The organism is Geminocystis sp. CENA526 (assembly GCF_050753365.1).
Taxonomy (GTDB): domain Bacteria; phylum Cyanobacteriota; class Cyanobacteriia; order Cyanobacteriales; family Cyanobacteriaceae; genus Geminocystis.
On the sequence record NZ_JBLZFY010000026.1, the window covers coordinates 16,727 to 35,830 of the forward strand.

At 34.8% G+C, this 19,104-nt stretch carries 19 protein-coding genes and 2 pseudogenes; 7 read left to right on the plus strand and 14 right to left on the minus strand.

Annotated elements, in window-relative coordinates:
- Nucleotides 1-53 precede the first annotated feature (53 nt).
- From ACN4EE_RS09420 to metK, 12 genes and pseudogenes are all read right to left on the minus strand, one after another.
- Nucleotides 54-800, minus strand: a complete 747-nt coding sequence (locus ACN4EE_RS09420; protein ID WP_431706182.1) for an FkbM family methyltransferase — start codon at nt 798-800, stop codon at nt 54-56.
- Between the two features lie 2 nt (nt 801-802).
- Nucleotides 803-2,125 (minus strand): flippase, encoded by a 1,323-nt coding sequence (locus ACN4EE_RS09425; protein WP_431706183.1) that lies wholly within the window; start codon nt 2,123-2,125, stop codon nt 803-805.
- A 118-nt stretch (nt 2,126-2,243) separates the two neighbouring features.
- Nucleotides 2,244-2,825, minus strand: coding sequence for a Uma2 family endonuclease (locus ACN4EE_RS09430; RefSeq protein ID WP_431706184.1), 582 nt, complete (start codon nt 2,823-2,825; stop codon nt 2,244-2,246).
- A 341-nt stretch (nt 2,826-3,166) separates the two neighbouring features.
- Complete coding sequence (locus ACN4EE_RS09435) at nt 3,167-3,736, minus strand: Uma2 family endonuclease (RefSeq protein ID WP_431706185.1); 570 nt, start codon at nt 3,734-3,736, stop codon at nt 3,167-3,169.
- Nucleotides 3,737-3,765: 29 nt separating this feature from the next.
- Nucleotides 3,766-4,476 carry an Rpn family recombination-promoting nuclease/putative transposase gene (locus ACN4EE_RS09440; RefSeq protein ID WP_431706186.1) on the minus strand — a complete coding sequence of 237 codons (711 nt, stop codon included), beginning with the start codon at nt 4,474-4,476 and terminating at the stop codon, nt 3,766-3,768.
- A gap of 51 nt (nt 4,477-4,527) precedes the next feature.
- The gene (locus ACN4EE_RS09445; RefSeq protein ID WP_431706187.1) at nt 4,528-5,112 is read right to left on the minus strand and encodes a Uma2 family endonuclease; all 585 of its coding nucleotides are present in this window, start codon (nt 5,110-5,112) and stop codon (nt 4,528-4,530) included.
- A gap of 63 nt (nt 5,113-5,175) precedes the next feature.
- Entirely contained in the window at nt 5,176-5,634 is a 459-nt protein-coding gene (locus tag ACN4EE_RS09450) for a DUF4351 domain-containing protein (RefSeq protein ID WP_431706188.1), read from the minus strand.
- 132 nt (nt 5,635-5,766) lie between these two features.
- A pseudogene (locus ACN4EE_RS09455) lies at nt 5,767-5,859 on the minus strand (acetyl-CoA carboxylase, carboxyltransferase subunit beta); the annotation flags it as partial.
- A gap of 93 nt (nt 5,860-5,952) precedes the next feature.
- Nucleotides 5,953-6,354, minus strand: a pseudogene (locus ACN4EE_RS09460) (sulfotransferase family 2 domain-containing protein); the annotation flags it as partial.
- Between the two features lie 227 nt (nt 6,355-6,581).
- Nucleotides 6,582-7,349 (minus strand): sulfotransferase family protein, encoded by a 768-nt coding sequence (locus tag ACN4EE_RS09465; RefSeq protein ID WP_431706211.1) that lies wholly within the window; start codon nt 7,347-7,349, stop codon nt 6,582-6,584.
- Entirely contained in the window at nt 7,312-8,115 is an 804-nt protein-coding gene (locus tag ACN4EE_RS09470) for an ABC transporter transmembrane domain-containing protein (RefSeq protein ID WP_431706189.1), read from the minus strand. Before ACN4EE_RS09470 ends, ACN4EE_RS09465 begins: the two co-directional genes overlap by 38 nt.
- Nucleotides 8,116-8,628: 513 nt before the next feature.
- Nucleotides 8,629-9,885: a methionine adenosyltransferase gene (gene metK / locus ACN4EE_RS09475; RefSeq protein WP_431706190.1), complete on the minus strand. Its 1,257-nt coding sequence runs from the start codon at nt 9,883-9,885 to the stop codon at nt 8,629-8,631.
- 95 nt (nt 9,886-9,980) lie between these two features.
- Between metK and ACN4EE_RS09480 the strand changes: the two genes are divergently transcribed.
- Nucleotides 9,981-10,682, plus strand: a complete 702-nt coding sequence (locus ACN4EE_RS09480; protein WP_431706191.1) for a cupin domain-containing protein — start codon at nt 9,981-9,983, stop codon at nt 10,680-10,682.
- Nucleotides 10,683-10,765: 83 nt separating this feature from the next.
- Here ACN4EE_RS09480 and mltA read toward each other — a convergent pair whose 3' ends face one another.
- Nucleotides 10,766-11,986, minus strand: coding sequence for a murein transglycosylase A (gene mltA, locus ACN4EE_RS09485; protein WP_431706192.1), 1,221 nt, complete (start codon nt 11,984-11,986; stop codon nt 10,766-10,768).
- A gap of 26 nt (nt 11,987-12,012) precedes the next feature.
- Here mltA and ACN4EE_RS09490 point away from each other — a divergent pair, with 26 nt between their 5' ends.
- From ACN4EE_RS09490 to ACN4EE_RS09505, 4 genes are all read left to right on the plus strand, one after another.
- Nucleotides 12,013-12,888, plus strand: a complete 876-nt coding sequence (locus tag ACN4EE_RS09490; RefSeq protein ID WP_431706212.1) for an NAD(P)-dependent oxidoreductase — start codon at nt 12,013-12,015, stop codon at nt 12,886-12,888.
- Nucleotides 12,889-13,038: 150 nt separating this feature from the next.
- Nucleotides 13,039-15,762, plus strand: a complete 2,724-nt coding sequence (locus tag ACN4EE_RS09495) for a cation-transporting P-type ATPase (RefSeq protein WP_431706193.1) — start codon at nt 13,039-13,041, stop codon at nt 15,760-15,762.
- 121 nt (nt 15,763-15,883) lie between these two features.
- Complete coding sequence (locus tag ACN4EE_RS09500) at nt 15,884-17,149, plus strand: hypothetical protein (protein ID WP_431706194.1); 1,266 nt, start codon at nt 15,884-15,886, stop codon at nt 17,147-17,149.
- Between the two features lie 39 nt (nt 17,150-17,188).
- The gene (locus ACN4EE_RS09505; RefSeq protein WP_431706195.1) at nt 17,189-17,464 is read left to right on the plus strand and encodes a hypothetical protein; all 276 of its coding nucleotides are present in this window, start codon (nt 17,189-17,191) and stop codon (nt 17,462-17,464) included.
- A gap of 41 nt (nt 17,465-17,505) precedes the next feature.
- On the opposite strand, the gene ACN4EE_RS09510 is transcribed toward ACN4EE_RS09505, so the two are convergent.
- Nucleotides 17,506-17,670, minus strand: a complete 165-nt coding sequence (locus tag ACN4EE_RS09510) for a hypothetical protein (protein ID WP_431706196.1) — start codon at nt 17,668-17,670, stop codon at nt 17,506-17,508.
- A 21-nt stretch (nt 17,671-17,691) separates the two neighbouring features.
- Between ACN4EE_RS09510 and ACN4EE_RS09515 the strand changes: the two genes are divergently transcribed.
- Together ACN4EE_RS09515 and ACN4EE_RS09520 are read left to right on the plus strand one after the other, a co-directional pair.
- Nucleotides 17,692-18,369: an ABC transporter ATP-binding protein gene (locus ACN4EE_RS09515; protein ID WP_431706197.1), complete on the plus strand. Its 678-nt coding sequence runs from the start codon at nt 17,692-17,694 to the stop codon at nt 18,367-18,369.
- Nucleotides 18,370-18,528: 159 nt separating this feature from the next.
- Nucleotides 18,529-19,098 (plus strand): FKBP-type peptidyl-prolyl cis-trans isomerase, encoded by a 570-nt coding sequence (locus ACN4EE_RS09520; RefSeq protein ID WP_431706198.1) that lies wholly within the window; start codon nt 18,529-18,531, stop codon nt 19,096-19,098.
- The last annotated feature ends 6 nt before the right edge of the window (nt 19,099-19,104 follow it).

Below are 19,104 nucleotides of genomic sequence, written 5' to 3' on the forward strand. Positions count from 1 at the left end.
ATAAAGTATTAAGAGGATGTTTGTTTGTAAATGATGGCAGATAAATTAAAGTATTATTTAAGTTTTTCCGCTAAATAATCTTGACTAATGAAAAAAACTGTGTTGACAGTTTTGGCGTAGATTTTATAGCCTTTTTCAGTTAAAAAGTAATAAATTTGATCATTTGTTATTTGAGATAAAGAACTTTTTAAACATTCTACTAAAACCATTTTAGGTCGAAATTTTAACCAATTGTTAGACTGTAAAACCTCTAAATCTAGCCCCTCAACATCGACAGACAAAAAATCAATTTCTTGTTGTTCAGTTAAATGTTGTTCGAGAATTTCTTTTAAAGTAGAAGTTTTTATTTCTTTTTTAGAAACAATCTTATAGTTAGTAGATTTTTCTCTAGTTAAAGATAATTGTTCGTCAAATCCATTTAATGCAGGTTCATCAAACTGAAAATAAGTCAAAGTTTTGGGTTCTTTTGAAATAGGAATCTCTAAATTTATATCTCTGGGACGCTCTTTCGAAAAAAGTTTCATACTTCCGGGCATGGCATCAATATTAATTCCATTCCACCCACGTCGATAAAAAATTAAAGTATTTGAAAAACGCTTAGGATGATGAGCTCCAACGTCAACATAAAAACCTTTCTTTTTGTCCCCAAAAAAACGTTGTAACAAAAGATCTTCACCCTCTTGAGAGTATGATCTAACAAAAAATGGATCATACTTAAGACAATGTAAAATATATTTAATAAATGTTTTAATCGGTTTTGGAATACTTTGTTTAATATTGACTCTAGTATCTTTTTGCATTTCTATAATTTTAGTGGTAACAAAGACGATAATTGTATCTTAAATATTTTTGCACTTTGATAGTGAAAACTATTAGCAATAAAAGCGGCTAACCCATAAGAAATAACAGTAGCGATCGCAGCTCCCACTCCTGCATATTTAGGAATCAGAATGAAATTTAACACAACATTGGTAATTGCCCCTAAAAAAGTTCTCCGAAATGATAAATCCGTTAAACCTTCAGCGATAAACCAAGGAGATGTGGCAACTCCCATAAAAACAAATAGAGAAGCCCAGATATGAATAGCGAGAATTGTTCCTGCTTCCATAAATTCTTGACCATATAGTAATAAAATCAATGGTTTAGATAAAAATGTCATGGGTAAAGCGATGGAAATGGCTATTAGATTTAACACTCTTAATAGTCTGGAAATTCTTTGATAATAAAGTGATTCATTGCCGTCTTTTTTCGCTTGGTAAATACTTGGAGCAACGGAAGAAGCAATAGCCGTGGGAATAAAATACCATACTTCTGAAATTCTGGTAGCTGATGAATATAAACCAACGGCGGTAGTATCAATCATTGAACCAAGCATTATTTGATCTATTTTCATATAAATCATAATAGTTATACCTGACAAGATCAAAGGCCAACTTTCTTTGAGTAATTTTTTCGCTAAAGCTAAACTCCATCGCCATAATCTTAGGGAATAACCTTGATATTGATAAGCAATGACTAAGCCGATCGCACCTATAATAAATTCTGCTAAGGTAGCGCAAGCGAAAGCGATTAAGGGAGCATTAAGATTAATTAATATTACTTTAACAATGGCAAGGATAATAAAGGCAGTATTTTTGGCTAAAACTGTATATTTTGACTGAACTTGAGATTGAAACCAAAGATCGATCGTATCAAAGGATTTAAAAATTCCCATTGAGCCTAAAATGACCACTAAGGAAATCATTAAGGTATCATTAGGTTTAACTAGAAAAATAGTTAAAACAGTTAGGATCAAGGTAACAATACCTCCTGCCAACTGTAGCCAAAAAGTCGTTCCTAAAATTTTATCCCTATCTTCTGGAGATTCGGTAATGGTTCTAATCACTAGAGATGGTAAACCAAGAGTAGAGATCGTGCCAAATAAGGCGACAAAAGCAGAAGCATAGTTTAAAGTACCATATTGCTCAACTCCTAAATAACGGGCAACCCATACCATGACAAATAAACCGATACCCATTCTCAAGATGCGATCGGTAAATAACCAACCTGTATTTCCTAGTATTTTTCGGAACTCAGTATGGTTTTTGAGATGATTTATTTTTTTGCCGATGGATTGAAGGAGCATATAAAGTTATGAAAGATGATAATATTTTCCATACATGATCAACCTAATATACCATCATAATCAATATTTTTCATCTATGAGAATTAAGGGAAAGTGCGATCACTTTTATTTACCATATTTACTTTAACTCATTAATAAATTCTGTTACCGCATCATATTGATCATGGTAATTTATATATTTCGTTAAAGTTTCTAAGTTTAACTCAGGCAGTAATTTGCTTTTATTTACTTTAAAATATTGGTTATTTTTTAGGCTATAAACTGTTAACAAACCATCTTCATAAAACCAAACTTCTGGAATACTTATTCTTCTGTATATTTCCAATATATTAATATCACCACTGGTAACAATTACCTCAATAATTAAATCAGGAATATCTTTTTTTGTATATAGATTATAGGATTCATCGGGTTCTTTTCTACCTGTTATTTCTTTATTACCTAAAGTTGCACTACCGCCACTATAAAATCTAATATTGTTTGCTCTTAAATAAGCATCTAATAATAGGCTAATAGTTCTTTTATAATATTCATGCTCTGTTCCTAAAATCATAATTTCTAATATCCTATCTAAATAGATTAGTCTAACTCCTGCAATATCATTAAAACTACTTTCTAAATTTTGCAACTGATTCCAAGTAATACCATGTAAAAATAATTTATTGGGTTGTGTTTGAGGATTTTCTAGTAATGTTGCCATGATGTTTAATTCTCCTTTTATTATGAGGGGGAATATTTAGTATTTAAAACAGATAAACTTAATTTAATTCAGGTTATTTAACCAGTCGATGCCAAAGGCACGCTGCGCGCACGCATCTTCAAAGGTGTTAAAATCGAACAGACTTTCTCCGAATAATTCTAATTGTTCTACTGATTTGGGACAAGAGATTGATAATCATATTTTCAAGAGTAATTTGTTTTTCCAGAGCCTGATTGGTCAATTTGAAGGCGAATTCTGAGAGCAATTCGATCGTTATTTTGTTTGTCATAACCATTTATCCTCATGTTTTTAAAAAAGTGACAAATTAAAAAGACAACATATTAATTAATATCTAACCAAGTAAACATTTCTTGAACGGATAATTGTAACTCTTGTAAACTATTTAAAACTGGTAAAATGTTGTCTTCAGATTTCATCTCTGGAAATTGATTAGGTTTAAATATCATCACTGATTCATCTTCAGGATCAATCAACCACCCTATTTGTGATCCCTTACTCATACAAAACATAATTTTTTTGATCACTTTGTTAGCAGATTGTTCGGGAGATAAAATCTCAATCGCCCAGTCGGGAGCAATTTCAAAACGATTAGCAATCCTACCTTTTTCGGTTTTCGGAATACGCTCCCAAGTAAAAACACTTATATCTGGTACAATAGAACTACCAGCAAAAGTGCATCGTAGTTCAGTAAAAGCATGAGCTAATTTTTTAGGTAAAGCAACTTCATTAATTACTGTTACTAATCTTGTTTGTAAAGTGCTATGTTCTCCTTGAGGCATGGGTTTTTGTTGTATTTTTCCATTAAGGTATTCATTGTAAGGTTTCGTTTCAGGAAGTGTTAAAAACTCTTTTAAGGTTATTTGAGATTTTATTTCAGCAATCGCAACCATGGCTTGTCTCCTTTGTATTTTATTTGTTACTACAAAATTAGATTGATCTGTTTTATCTCCGTTGTCTTTAAAAAGGCGCGATCGCTTCTGTTTTTAACATTCGTTGATAAAGTGACGGATTCTTTTAAAATATCGTCGTGTAAGTACATTTTGATTAATTCCTCCGAATAATTAATACCTGCTAATAGTTCCACACAAGCGGAAATATTACTTTTTTGCCGTTGATTCTCAATGGCGTTGACTTTTTCTGCTACCTGAGATAATAGCATTTCTGGTTGTTCACTTTTTGCTAATACCGCTAAAGGTAACAATTCTGGTTTAGATAATAAGGGAGTGGGATCACATTCCCATATTCTGATTACCCGATAATAATGGGTTGTATTTCCTACTTGAAAACTTTCCTCAAACACTTTGGGAGAAGTATCTCGCCGTAGGAAAATGATTACTTGTTCTAATTCCAGATTTCTTTCATAGAGTTTATGAAGGCGATACAATCTTACCCAATAATCTAACATTCTTAAGGGTAAAGGGGGCTCTGATTTTGGGCGAGTTTGAAATTCCAGATGAATAATTTTATTCCCTACTTGTAAAAAGAATACTCCATCGGCTCTAATGGGTTCTATATTTAATTCCGTAGGTAGCATTTCGATCGACTCGTTAATTTCTCGGTTTAATAACCAACTTAAAATCGGTTTTGTATATTCATCAATGAGGAATTTGAGAATACTATCGTAACTCATATAATTTAATTAAGATTATTTAACCATTCGATCGAGCTTAGTGAGTATTATTTATTTTAGCTCATCAATAAACTCAGTAACGGCATCATATTGATCATGATAATTTATATATTTCGTTAAAGTTTCTAGCCTTAATTCTGGTAATAATTCACTGTTATTTATTTTAATATACTGACTATTTTTTAAGCTATAAACTGTTAATAAACCATCTTCATAAAACCACACTTCAGGGATACCAATTCGACGATATATTTCTAGGATATTAATATCCCCACTGGTGACAATTACCTCAATAATTAAATCGGGAATATCTTTTTTGCTATAAATATTATAAGATTCATCGGGTTCTTTTCTTCCTGTTATTTCTTTGCTACCTAAAGTTGTACTTCCCCACATATAGAATCTAATGCCCTTGTGCCTCATGTAAGTTTCCAGTAAATTACCAATAAGACTTTTGATGAATTCATGGGCTTGACTTGGACTCATAATAATTTCTAATTCTCCATCTAAATAAATAAATCTTACTCCTTCAATATCTTGAAATATGGTTTCTATTTGCTCAAATTTTTCCCAACTAATTCCGTCTAAAACTAATTGATTAGATTGTGTTGGACGATTTTCTAGTAATGTTGCCATGATGTTTAATTCTCCTTTTATTTTGAGGAAAAATATTTAGTATTTAAAACAGATAAACTTAATTTAATTCAGATTATTTAAGCAGTCGATCGAATCTTCAAAACAACTAAAATCAAATAGACTTTCTCCGAATAATTCTAATTGCTCTACAGATAAGGTACTGAGACGGGGTTTAATGGTTTCCGAATCCTCACCAAATCGTTTTTTTAGTTGACGACTTACTAAAGCAATTTCGCCTTTTTCAAAACCATCACTAAGGATTCTTTGATATGTCACCGATTCTTTTAAAATATCATCGTGTAAATACATTTTGATTAATTCCTCCGAATAGTTGATACCTGCCAACAATTCCACACAAGCGGAAATGTTGCTTTTTTGTCGTTGATTTTCAATGGCGTTGACTTTTTCCGCTACCTGAGATAATAGCATTTCTGGTTTTTCACTTTTTGCTAATACCGCTAATGGTAACAATTCTGGTTTAGATAGTAACGGAGTGGGATCACATTCCCAAATCCTAATCACCCGATAATAATGGGTTGTCTTACCTAGTTGAAAACTCTCCTCAAAGACTTAGGGGGAAGTATCTCTACGCAGAAAAATGATTACTTGTTCTAATTCCAGATTTTTTTCATAAGAATTAAGGCTAAACAATCTCTAATTATGCCGATCGATCGAGAAAAATGGTTGATGTAAACTGATTAAATTAGCCAGAGTTTTCTTTAATTGAGTACGAGGCACGATCGAATTTTCAGAAATATAGTAACAAAAATCCAAAAAAGAACTCAATTTATCCATGGGAGAATCCAGAGGAGCTTGTTTTTTTAGATAAAAATAAAGGGATACAGCTCGATCGTAAGGATTTCTCATAAAGGCAAATTTGAAAGAAGAATCATTAAATTCTGAGGAAACCAAGCCCGTATCCACCAGTTGAGAATAGTCCATGTGTCCAAACGTAACCACTCCCTTGTTGGGAAAACGAGATTTTACCCATCTAGCCTCTTTTAATTTAGGACAAGAAAACTTGTTATTGAGTAGATTAAATAAACTTGTTCCAGCAGTTTTTGGAATCCAAATAAACACTGCATTTTGATTAGATGGTGTAAATAAATTTGCCAAGAGTAAAGACAATCCTGATTTATCAGAAATATAGTTGACAGTTTTTTGCGTATTGTTTTTAATTTTTCTTGTAATAAGTTCTGGGAGATTTTTTTGCTTTATTTTTTGATCCAAGTTGATTTTCATATTTTTATTTTATGAAAGAATAAATAATAACAATTGGGGTGCAATTTAAACAGTATGATTATGGCACATTTTTGTTAAAAATTAATGGAAAATCAAACCATCCCTAATATTTCAGTTTAACAGAAACAAAATGATGAACATGAGACAGCCATTATTTTTAGAATGAGGAATAAATGTTAAAGATACCATTTTAGAATAAGATAATTATCAAAACTTATAACTGATTATTACAATTCAAGTTTTTGGGAATATTCAAAATATTCAAAGTCAGCCTCATATATTTTAAAAATTCTTTCCTTGATTTCAGGATCACAAATCATTGCAAGTTTGCTATTCGCTCCAGTAGAATGACTTTTGATGTTAACAATTTGATCATCTATTTCCTTGTTAAAAATTACTTGCATTACAGTGATTAAGTCTTGCTGGAGATTTTCAACTCTACCGATAAAATCTATTTTTTCTTTTGGTAAAAGGAGAATATCCTTTTGCAAACACCAATGAGCGTTACAATTCAAATTTGTTTTATATTCTAAAAAGTCCAAAAAATCATGGATACTAATATTTTCTTTTGATGATTTTTTCAGAAAGTTACAGATCATTTTTCTTTGTTCAGCTTCAGGACGCTTCACTTTATCAAGAAAACAGGAAAGAAATCGAGTGTAGGGATTTCTCACAAAAGTAAACTTATAGTAATTGTCTAATAACTCTTTCAACTGTTTTACAGACAAAGAAGAAGGATGATCATACATTTGCGATTTTATCCTTGATATTTGTGATTTTATGTTGGAATGATTATCAGAAATCTCGAAATCAAGGTTTTCATATTCAGCATTAAATAGAGAAATTATCACCGTTGAATTAGCCGCTTTGGGGATTCTAAAATAACAAAATTTTCTCGTATGGCTAATATTTATTCTTGAATTTACTGTTAAACAGTTTATGTTGGGAGGATAGATTTTATAAAATGGCGACTTTTGGCACTGTAGAAGTTTTATTTGGTTTTTGAGGTACTTTACTTAATAATATATCTCTAATTCCACCGATTCCTTCCTGTACAATTTTAATTTTCTTTTGTCCAGATTCCGTTACAATCTTACTATTTCTTTTTAGTAATTTTTGACGAGTGCGATAAATCAAAACATAAGCCCCTCCAATAATTAATGCTGTGGTAAAAGCAATTACACCATCAATCAACATTAAAGTTATGATAAGGGATGGAACAATGAGTATATCATTAAGAAAAGCAACTAAAGGGTTTAGAACACTCTGGGTAAGTGAATCTGTATCAACACTAACGGTTTGAATGAGATCACTAGAATTATGGGTAAGATGAAAGCTATAAGGTTGCCTGATAGTCTTATGATAGGCTTCATTACTAATATCAGCACCGAGAGCGGAAGCAAACCGAATCCGATAATTCAAGGTAAGAAGGCGCAAACTATTAGCTACAACTACTGCGATAATAAATATTATTGCTAATTTTGTCACTAAATCGGTGGAATTGGCGATGCCAAAAATTTTTAAAATAGATTGTAACTTGGAATTGTTCAGAAGAGTTTCTGGATTACTTAATGCTCGTAAAAAGGGAAAGATAGAGCCCACACTGATCATTTCACTCAGGGAAGATAATATCATCAAAAGTAGCAGAAAAATCATTTGTACTCTGCGACGAGGAGTAATATAAGTCAATAATTCTTTTAAGTCTTTAATTAAGGAGTTGTTACTTTCCTGATTTTTATCCTGCTCATTAGTTTTTTTCATATCATAGATATAGTTTTAAATTTTTAAAATATATGTATTTATACATAGGGAGTATAATCTGGAAAACATCTTAACATGGTTAAAACCGATTGGCACAGAAAAAACATTATGTGGAATTTATTTTAACTGAATCATAAATAAATAGCTAAATATTATGCTTAAACCTAAAAGCTAACCTTATAACCGATCGACCAGCAATTTCTAATTATGTCCTTCGATCGAGAAAAATGGTTGGTGTAAACTGATTAAATTAGCCAGAGTTTTCTTTAGCTATATTGTAAGCAATAAGATTTAAAATACCCTGTTTTTGACCAAAAATTGTGAAAACTGCACACTTTTTTAAGCTAAGACACATTTAACTTACATTTTTTATTAATTCTTGAAAATAACTACAACTCTTACCTCTTAACTCTTCCCTCTTCCCTTTTCCCTCTCTTAATCAGTAAACTTAGATGCGTTCTAGCTTATTACTTATTACTTACCTTCAGAAAAAGACTATGAGACAACCCCTAATTAGACGATCGATAATGTCTGACTAATGGAGTCTCTGAGTAAGGAAGCCTTATCGGTTTTTTCCCAAGGCAAATCTAAATCTGTCCGTCCAAAATGTCCGTAGGCTGCTACGTCTTGATAAAAACGTCCGTTTCTTTGAGCAGGTAAAGAACGCAAATTGAACATTTGAATAATACCAGCAGGACGTAAATCAAAATTAGCTTTGACTAAGGGTAATAATTTTTCTTCGGGAACGGTCGCTGTACCAAAGGTTTCAATAAATATACTTACTGGTTGAGCAACACCGATGGCATAACTAACTTGCACTTCACACTTAGAAGCTAAACCAGCCGCTACAATGTTTTTAGCCACATAACGACAAGCATAAGATGCACTTCGATCGACCTTAGTGGGATCTTTTCCAGAGAATGCACCGCCACCATGACGAGAATAACCGCCATAGGTATCGATAATAATTTTACGTCCCGTTAAGCCTGAGTCTCCTTGAGGACCTCCAATTACAAATTTACCAGTAGGATTGAGTAAGAAACGAGTTTTATCCGTTGGTTGCAGTTGTAAATCGTGGAAAACAGGGCTAATCACTACCTCTTGAATTGCTTCCCTTAAAGTAGCTTGAATGGCATTGTTATCCGTAATATTGCCAATGGTGGCACTGTGTTGGGTGGAAATCAAAATAGTATCGATACCCACAGGAATACCATCTTCATAGGCGATCGTAACCTGAGTTTTTCCATCGGGTCCTAAATAGGGTAATTCCCCAGATTTGCGCACCACCGCCAAACGTCTTGCCATGCGGTGAGCCAAACTAATGGGTAAAGGCATTAACTCAGGAGTTTCATTACAAGCATATCCAAACATGATACCTTGATCCCCCGCACCGATTCGATCGAGTTCATCATCACTGAGATTTTCCCGTTGTTCTTGGGCTTTGTCAACCCCTTGGGCAATATCCGCAGACTGCTCATCTAAAGCGATTAAAACTGAGCAACTATCCGCAGAAAAGCCATTACCAGCGTCAGTATAACCAATATCAGCGATTTTTTTACGAGCCAAATCAATATAATTGACATGGGCTTTTGATGAAATTTCTCCAGTAATCAAAACTAAACCTGTGTTAACAACCACTTCCGCCGCCACACGACTAGAAGAATCTTCTGTTAACAAAGCATCTAAAATTGTATCGGAGATTTGGTCACAAATTTTGTCCGGATGCCCCTCTGTAACGGACTCGGACGTAAATAGATAGTTACGACTCAATTCTTTTATCCTCGATAATTTTTGATATTATCATACATCATCTAAGTTAATTTGGTTAATTTAACTTAATATTGTCAATATTGTCAAAATATATTATGAAAATCAAAAAGCTATTGCTATATGTTTGTTGTGTCGTAATTACTATAGCGATTTTTTCCTTCGGATTAAAGGCACAATCCATCAATGAATCATCATCGTTAAATAACAAAAATCAACCTCAAATAGAGGTGTTTTTGCCTCCTAATATCAAAGAATCTGACGTATTTACAAAAACCGATATATCTGTATTAAAACAACCGATAGTCATTAGTGCTTCGATGGAAACCGATCGAATGAGATTTGCCTGTGAACCTAGGGATGTAGAGGTTTATAATTATGATGCGGGGATGGTTGCCTATTGTCGCAAGAAAAATTTTCCCATCGCCCAAAATGATTCGGCAAGGGTAGAAATCAAATCAGGTGCTTCTCGTACTCCTCATTGGCATGATACTTGGGAAGAACAGATTTTGTTATCGGGAAAGGCGAAAACAGTAGTTATTGACAGTAAAGGTAAGGTTTTTGAAGAAACTTTAGAACCGGGTAATATCTTCTTTGTACCACAAGGTTGGACTCATTGGTCCGAAGCCGTAGGAGATGAAACTGCTAGTTTTCTGTTAATTTTTCCTGCGGGATTTGAAACTTTCGAGTTAAGCGATTCGATCGTACAGATGAACCCCAAGCTAATAGAAGCGATTATTGGGCTTAAATTATCTGATTTTAAACAGGATAAAGATGCTATAGTTATGTTGAAAAAATAGCTGTGATAAGTTAGGTGTAGGTTGGGTTAGTGATAGCGTAACCCAACAAAATATCCATAAAATTTATTGATAACAGATTAAGTTTACTTTAATAATAAATAGTACAAGTCTCCCGTCCAATCTACAAGCCCTGCTTTGGCTTTGGCTATATCTCCCGTGCCAAAATAAATATCCACTCTACCTGCTCCTTTGATGGCACTTCCTGTATCTTGATCCAGCACAAAACGGCTTACTGTGGGAGTTTCTAGTTGGTTATTACTATTTACTTGAGGAATGCGAGTGTAAATTAACGCTAATGCACCGGGAGGCATGATAGACTTATCGGTAGCGATCGATCTTCCATCGGTGACAGGTACATTTAAACTACCGATTGCAGGTTGCCCTCCTGTTTCTTGAAAGAAGATAAAGCGATTATTGCGAGGTAAATAGACGCTTAACTCATCGGGGTTATTTTCCAGATATGCCATTAAACGGGGAAGACTCATCTCATCGGCGGGGATTTTGCCGTCTTGAATTAACTCTTTACCTAAACTGACATAAGGATAATCCGTTGCGCCATTAAAGCCTATCGTCATAATTGTACCATCTGTTAGTTGCAATTTTGCTGAACCTTGCACTTGCACTAGATAGGCTTGAAGTCGATCGCTCAACCAAACTAACTCGTTTCCTTGTAAAATACTATTGTTGCCTAAACCGTCTTCTCCTTCAATGGCTTTTCTGGTAGGGTGAGGAGTTTGCCAAGCATCGAAGTTACTGGGTTTACGATAAAGAGGATAACGGTAAACATCGGTTTTTTGACGACTGGCACGGTATAAAGGCTGAAAATAACCTGTAAAGGATACTGTACCCTGTCCATTATAACCGATCGATCGATAAAAACGAAATTCCCTTTCTACGGCGGTTTGTAATTGTTGCGCGTTGCTAGAATTAACTAATAATTGTCGAAAACGTCTTAGGGAAGCGATGACTCGTTCACGACTGAACTCTGGTATGGGATAATTAGCGTAAACGGTTTTGGCTTTTTCAGTATTAAGATATTTTAAACTATGATCGATCGATCTGATTAATGCCTGTTTATCCCGACTAAATAACCTTTCATCTAATACTTGAATGGGCAAAGTTTCTACGGGAATTAAAGGAGCATTTTGAGCTAATAAAGGATTATTAAATAACAAATTTAATCCGATATTAACTAAAACAAAACTGAAAATATGTTGAGAATATCTAGTCTGTTTTAAAGAAAAACCATTGATAAATTGATTAAAATGATAGGAATAATGATTTTTGAGGTTGTTTAAATACATCTTAAAATAACTGGATAATTAACAAAATTGATTATAGATTAAAAAACAAAATTATGAAAAAAGTAGGAATTTTGGGCATGGGATTAATGGGTACTCCCATGACATTAAAATTAGTTCAAGCAAATATACCAGTAATTGCCTATAATCGCACTCCTGCAAAATTAGAGCCTTTAAAACAAATAAATGTTCCCGTTACGAGCAATATACAAGATTCGATCGAATTTGCCGATGTTTTAATTTTGATGTTAGCGGATTTTAAGGCAATTCAAGAGGTTATAGGTGACAAAGATTTAACAGGAAAAACCCTGATTCAAATGGGTACAATTTCCCCCGATGAGAGTAAAAAACTATTGTGGCAAGTGGAAAACAAGGGAGGAGAATATTTAGAAGCGCCCGTGTTAGGAAGCATCCCCGAAGCAAAAACAGGAGATTTGTTGGTAATGGTAGGTGCGACAAATCAACAATTTACTCAATGGCAATGGTTACTAAAAAATTATAGTCCGAATCCGTTGTTAATTGGAGAAGTAGGCAAGGCTTCGGCGTTAAAATTGGCTTTGAATCAGATGATTGCAGGGTTAACAGCGACTTTTGCCTTGAGTTTGACTTACCTACAAAAACAAGGAGTAAATACAGATACTTTTATGGACATTTTACGCCATAGTGCTTTATATGCTCCTACTTTCGATAAAAAATTAACTCGCATGATCGATCGAAATTATGATAACCCGAATTTTCCTACTAAACACCTTGAAAAAGATATTAATTTATTCCTCGATTCTGCTCAAACTCTGGAATTAAATACCATAGGCTTACAAGGAGTAGGTTCGATCGTCCGTGAAGCGGTGAAAAAAGGATTTACCGATGGAGATTATTCTGCTTTGATAGAAGGGATTGAGAATTAAGAAGGGCAATGGGCAATGGCAAAAGTTATTGATTGGAGGTTTCAGGTTTCAGGTTTCAGGTTTAAAAATCAAAAAAATTCACTCCTACAGTAGTTTTGTTTCTTTTGCTACAATTTACTCAGTACCAAAGATAAACAGATAAAATTAATTATGAGTGCAACTATTCAAAAAAACTATTATCAAATCGATGAGAAAGAAATTAGTCAAATTTTTAATAGTGATTTAGAAAGGGGTTTAACCACCGAACAAGTTGCTCAATATTATGAACAATACGGTAGAAACGAGCTAGAGCCAAAGAAGCCAACTCCTGCTTGGTTGCGTTTTCTTTTACAATTCAATCAACCTCTACTCTACATTCTCATTATTGCAGGTACAATTAAGGCTTTTTTAAATTCTTGGACAAATGCTTGGGTTATCTGGGGTGTAACTCTGATTAATGCTATTATCGGTTATGTGCAAGAGGCAAAAGCAGAGGGGGCGATCGCATCTTTGGCAAAAGCAGTAACAACGGAAGCAACAGTATTTCGAGAAGGTCAAAAAATTCGTTTACCATCAAGGGATTTAGTGCCGGGGGATATAGTTTTATTGGTGTCAGGGGATAAAGTTCCCGCAGATGTAAGATTATTTAACGTGCGTAACTTACAAGTAGATGAATCCGCCCTCACCGGAGAATCCGTGCCTGTACAAAAATCCTCTAATATTTTAGAAGAAGATACTCCTTTAGCCGATCGCCTCAATATGGCTTATGCGAGTACATTTGTTACATTTGGACAAGGAAAAGGAATCGTAGTGGCAACGGGAGAAAATACTGAGGTAGGGAAAATTTCTCAATCAATGGAGAAAAAAGTCAACTTAATGACACCTTTAACCCGTAAATTTGGGGAATTTAGCAAAATTTTACTTTATGTTATTCTCGGTGTAGCTAGTTTCACCTTTTTTGTGGGAATCGGCAGAGGGCAAGATTTAGTCGAGATGTTTGAAGGGGCGGTAGCATTAGCCGTGAGTGCCATTCCTGAAGGTTTACCCGCCGTTGTTACCATTACCCTTGCCATTGGGGTAAATCGTATGGCTTCTCGAAATGCCATTATTCGTAAATTACCTGCGGTGGAAACTTTGGGTAGTGCAACGGTAATTTGTTCCGATAAAACAGGAACTTTAACAGAAAATCAAATGACAGTACAAGCCATCTACACAGGAGAGCAAACCCATACTGTCACAGGAGGTGGTTATAGCCCCAAAGGAGACATTTTAAGCCCTGAATCAACGGAAATTGTCGAAGATTTACCTTTTGCTCTCAAAGAGACTTTATTATGCGGTTTATTATGTAATGATTCCTATTTAGAGCATAATCAGAAAAATTGGTCTGTAGTAGGAGACCCCACAGAAGGGGCTTTGATTACCGTTGCCTCGAAAGCTGGTTTAAGTCAGTCAGCAATGAATAATGAATATCCCCGTTTAGACTCGATTCCCTTTGAGTCGGAGTATCAATATATGGCTACCTTGCACGATGTCAGTAATCATCATCAAAACACTGAGCGAATAATCTACGTTAAAGGTTCAGTAGAAAAAGTTTTAGAGCGTTGTCAACAGGGTTATAATCTTAATGGGGATTTAGTATCCCTTGATCCTAACTTAATTAATCAACAAGTGGAATCGATGGCTTCTCAGGGGTTACGAGTCTTGGCTTTTGCCCGAAAAGTTACCCCTCACCATCAACACTCTATTGATCATGAAGATATTGAAACTGGTTTGACTTTCTTGGGATTGCAGGGCATGATCGATCCACCTCGCCCCGAAGTTATTGCCTCAGTAAAGGCTTGTCAAGATGCTGGAATCGAAGTAAAAATGATTACTGGAGATCATGTCACCACCGCAAGGGCGATCGCACAGAGATTAGGAATTAACAAAAATGGGCAATTATTAGCTTATGAAGGGCGACAAATTGCCAAAATGGAAGCCCATGAGCAAGAAAAAGCCGTTAGTGATGGAGTAGTATTTGCAAGGGTTGCCCCGGAACAAAAATTGCAGTTAGTGGAAATTCTGCAAAATGAAGGCCATGTCGTAGCGATGACAGGAGACGGCGTTAATGATGCCCCTGCGTTGAAACAAGCTCAAATCGGTATTGCTATGGGGAAAGGAGGAACAGATGTAGCAAGAGAATCATCTGATATGCTATTGACGGATGATAATTTTGCCTCCATTGAGGCGGCGGTGGAAGAAGGGCGCACAGTTTATCAAAATTTACAAAAAGCCATTGCCTTTCTCTTGCCTGTGAATGGGGGAGAATCCATGACAATTTTAATTAGTGTTTTGTTAGCCAGAGATTTACCTATTTTATCTTTACAAGTATTGTGGTTAAATATGATTAATTCTGTCACCATGACTGTACCTCTTGCCTTTGAGCCTAAATCTTCTGGATTGATGAAACGCAGTCCTCGCAACCCCAATGAAGCCTTATTATCGGGAAATCTCCTTAAAAGAGTCGTTGCTATTTCTATATTTAACTGGATTTTAATTTTTGGTATGTTTGAATGGGTAAATAACACTTATGATAATCTAGCTTTAGCTCGAACTATGGCAATTCAAGCCCTTGTTGCCGCACGAATTATCTACTTATTAAGCCTGAGTCAAATAACTGATTTTTCTAACAAAAAAAACCCTTCGGGTGTTTCTCCCTTTAAGAATACTTCTGCCATTGTTTTGGGCATTAGTGGGGCAGTATTTTTGCAAATTGTTTTTAGTCAAGTGCCTTTAATGAATAATCTATTTAAAACGGAAATGTTAGATTTATCTCAGTGGTTAATTTGTTTAATTCCAGCTATTCCTATGATTCCTGTGGCATGGATTGTGAATAAGTTATTTCCTGCTTACTAACAGGAAAATAAAAAGTGAAGGGTTTTGATAAATGACTGTAATTAATGGATTTCTCAAATTCTTGTTGTTAATTCTAGTTGATGAGTATAATTTAACTTAATTATTTTAAAATTTATTTAATATGAACAAAATATCTTTATTAGTAATATCGAGTGTATTTTTGTTAACGGGATGTGGTTTATTCGGTGGCGGAAGCGATGATATATCTATTACTCCCATTCCCCCTCAACCTACTCCTACCCCAGAAGTAACGGAAACTCCTGAGACGACAGACAATAATCAAGGGGCAATCAGCACGGGGGGCTTAATTCCTGCCACGACTCCCCAAGAAAGATTAAGACAAATTGAGCAGGGCAGAAACAATCCTTTTAATTCTATTAGTCCTCCTGCTATAATTCGGGTTAGAGAAGATCAAACTATTCCTTTCGCTCAACTCGATCGAGCTATTGTCAGAACACCAGCACCCACCATTGAGATGCAAGAGGTAACAATTACAAATCAAGCAACGGGAAATAGAGGTATCTCTGGTAATCAGGTTAATCAAAGAACTGGTGCTGGACGTATAGGTGCAGATGGTAAAATGTCTTCTGCTCCTAATTTATGTGAAACTGAAAACTTAATAGAAGAGATTTCGATTCCAGAGCCAAATATTACCGTTGTGGGAGTTATCAATGTAAATGGCAGAAATCAAGCCTTAATCAAACTGGGAGATGAAACAGGAGTTCGCCAAATACAAGAAGGTGAATCGATTGTTTATGACAACAATGTTTTATTCGTTAGACAAATTGGTGCTTATAATTTACAACCAAATATTACTTTGGCTTCGCTTCCTAGTTTTGTTAATTTTTCAGGTGGTGGTTTATCAGGAGGTGTTGTATTTACCTTACCAGATGGAACACCTATTGTGAGAAGGGTAGGAGAACAACCCCAAACTCAAGCATCTGAAGCAACACAAACTCAAGCATTTAAGCTAAATTTGAGAAAAGAACAGTTTAATATTATTCAGCCTGAAAATAACGGTATTAAATTAATAAAAATAGAAGATATTATCCCCCGTAGAGAAGTTGTTACCAGTCAGTCTAATGAAGCTGTCGTTGCAGCGCGAGAAAATATTGAAATTTCAGGCATTATTTGTAATAATACAGAAAGAACTTTAAAAGTTAGAGAGCTTGTTTTTAGTTTGAGCATTGGGAATAGACAGCTACCTTCTTTTAATGCTGTATTTCAAGGTTTGTCACAAGGAGATATAACTAGAGGTACTCAAACAGTACAAGAAGCACGATCTTTGTTACCCGGTAGAACTACTCTTTTTAGAGGTACTGTGGCTAATGCACCTGAGTTTAACACCACAGAAAAAATAGATATGAGTTTAGAAGAATGGAGATAATTAAAATAAATAAACAATATAAAGGAGGTTTTAAGTACATTGTCTAATACCACGATCGAACCCACAACAAAAAGTATTACCTTAACGCTCGATCGACTACCCTTAGCGGTATATCGAGAAATGAAAGCCCATTTTCGCCAAATTGAGGGGGTAAACGCCGATTTGTTACCCCAAACAGCGACAAATTTTGATTATTTACAAAGTCAAGTGGGGGGGTTAACTTTAACTTATCCTGCCCAAGATTCGATCGAAATCAAGGTAAAATCGATTATGCGTCACTATGAAAATAAATACGGAAAATTAAATTCAAATTGAGAATATGATCCCCCCTAACCCCCCTTAAACAAAGGGGGAACTTAGTTTAATTTTCTCACAAATGATTTAAGACTCTTTTTATTCGGGTAATCAATTTTTGCATCTGCCCAAAACTCTGCATCAGTCTCAGGAATATCACTAAAATCAATGTCTTCATCTTTCATATTACTTAATAATTTAATTTGTTCTTTTCTCGATATATTCATAGTAAATTTTCCTTTCTTTGAATGATTAAATTAGAAAACATATATAAAACCTACGGTAGTGGAGAAATTGAAGTTCATGCCCTCTCAGGAGTAAATCTGGAGATAACAGAGGGTGAATATTGTGCCATTATGGGCTCATCAGGTTCGGGAAAGTCAACCATGATGAATATTTTGGGGTGTCTCGATCGACCTACATCGGGTAATTATTATCTCAATGGCAAAAATGTCGCTTCTTTTTCCAGTAAACAATTAGCTAAAGTGCGCAATTTGCAGATAGGTTTTATTTTTCAACAATTTCACCTTTTACCTCAGTTAAGTGCCTTAGAAAATGTCACCCTGCCCATGATTTATGCAGATGTTTCTCCTGTAGAGCAAAAAAAACGGGCAATTTCAGCTTTAACCAAAGTGGGCTTAAAACATCGTCTTAATAATAAACCAAATCAGCTTTCAGGGGGGCAACAACAACGGGTTGCTATTGCAAGATCAATCGTCAATAATCCTTTAATATTATTAGCAGATGAACCGACAGGGGCGCTCGATTCCGAAACCACAAAGGAAATTATGCAAATATTTCGTCAACTAAATGAGGAGAAAATGACTATTATTATAGTAACTCACGAACACGATGTAGCAGAACAAACCAAAAGAGTTATTCACTTTGCCGATGGTAAAATTGTTAATGAGCAATCTTGTTTGTAACCTTTGGTGTTTTTGTATTCCTTGGTTATCGAGCGTAGTCGAGATACCCTTTTTCCTATGTTTATCAAAAGACGATAAAGCAAACCCTACTTAGATAGACAAAAGATTGATTCTGATGGACAATTAATAACTGAACTTAACCATAAAATTTTATTGATAATGAAGCCAATTATATTTAGTTTTGGAATTATTTTTGTCTGTGCAGGATTTTTGATCATTTCCCTAATCTTTAACAACAGTAAACCAGAAGCCATCGCTTCGGAAATGGGGACAAATAATGTTACACTTACTCAGAATGTATCTGCAAAATCAACCTTAATGGCAGATGCAAGTAAATTAAAACCTCAAGGAAATATGGACATAGATTTATCAACCGCACAAACCTCCTCCACAGGCTTAATGTATATTGAAACTACTAGCGGAGAAGGAGTTACTCCCCAAAGAGGGCAAAAAGTAACGGTACATTATACGGGTTATTTAGCCGAAGACGGCTTTAAAAGAGGCAAAAAATTCGATAGCTCTCTCGATCGAAATCAACCCTTTACCTTTACCATTGGGGTAGGGCAAGTTATCAAAGGATGGGATGAAGGAGTAGCCAACATGAATGTAGGAACAAAAAGCACTTTAATCATTCCTCCCGATTTAGGCTATGGAAGCAGAGGTGCAGGAGGTGTGATTCCCCCCAATGCAACCTTAATTTTTGACGTAGAATTATTAGGAATTAAGTAAGAAGTA

What these genes read in the sequence shown, in the direction of transcription:
- ACN4EE_RS09445 (WP_431706187.1), bottom strand. Translation starts at nt 5,112, where the DNA reads ATGGCAACATTACTAGAAAATCGTCCAACACAATCTAATCAATTAGTT.
- ACN4EE_RS09470 (WP_431706189.1), bottom strand. Translation starts at nt 8,115, where the DNA reads ATGAAAAAAACTAATGAGCAGGATAAAAATCAGGAAAGTAACAACTCC.
- ACN4EE_RS09500 (WP_431706194.1), top strand. Translation starts at nt 15,884, where the DNA reads ATGAACAAAATATCTTTATTAGTAATATCGAGTGTATTTTTGTTAACG.
- ACN4EE_RS09425 (WP_431706183.1), bottom strand. Translation starts at nt 2,125, where the DNA reads ATGCTCCTTCAATCCATCGGCAAAAAAATAAATCATCTCAAAAACCAT.
- ACN4EE_RS09515 (WP_431706197.1), top strand. Translation starts at nt 17,692, where the DNA reads ATGATTAAATTAGAAAACATATATAAAACCTACGGTAGTGGAGAAATT.
- ACN4EE_RS09495 (WP_431706193.1), top strand. Translation starts at nt 13,039, where the DNA reads ATGAGTGCAACTATTCAAAAAAACTATTATCAAATCGATGAGAAAGAA.
- ACN4EE_RS09520 (WP_431706198.1), top strand. Translation starts at nt 18,529, where the DNA reads ATGAAGCCAATTATATTTAGTTTTGGAATTATTTTTGTCTGTGCAGGA.
- ACN4EE_RS09440 (WP_431706186.1), bottom strand. Translation starts at nt 4,476, where the DNA reads ATGAGTTACGATAGTATTCTCAAATTCCTCATTGATGAATATACAAAA.
- ACN4EE_RS09480 (WP_431706191.1), top strand. Translation starts at nt 9,981, where the DNA reads ATGAAAATCAAAAAGCTATTGCTATATGTTTGTTGTGTCGTAATTACT.
- mltA (WP_431706192.1), bottom strand. Translation starts at nt 11,986, where the DNA reads ATGTATTTAAACAACCTCAAAAATCATTATTCCTATCATTTTAATCAA.
- ACN4EE_RS09420 (WP_431706182.1), bottom strand. Translation starts at nt 800, where the DNA reads ATGCAAAAAGATACTAGAGTCAATATTAAACAAAGTATTCCAAAACCG.
- ACN4EE_RS09510 (WP_431706196.1), bottom strand. Translation starts at nt 17,670, where the DNA reads ATGAATATATCGAGAAAAGAACAAATTAAATTATTAAGTAATATGAAA.
- ACN4EE_RS09430 (WP_431706184.1), bottom strand. Translation starts at nt 2,825, where the DNA reads ATGGCAACATTACTAGAAAATCCTCAAACACAACCCAATAAATTATTT.
- ACN4EE_RS09435 (WP_431706185.1), bottom strand. Translation starts at nt 3,736, where the DNA reads ATGGTTGCGATTGCTGAAATAAAATCTCAAATAACCTTAAAAGAGTTT.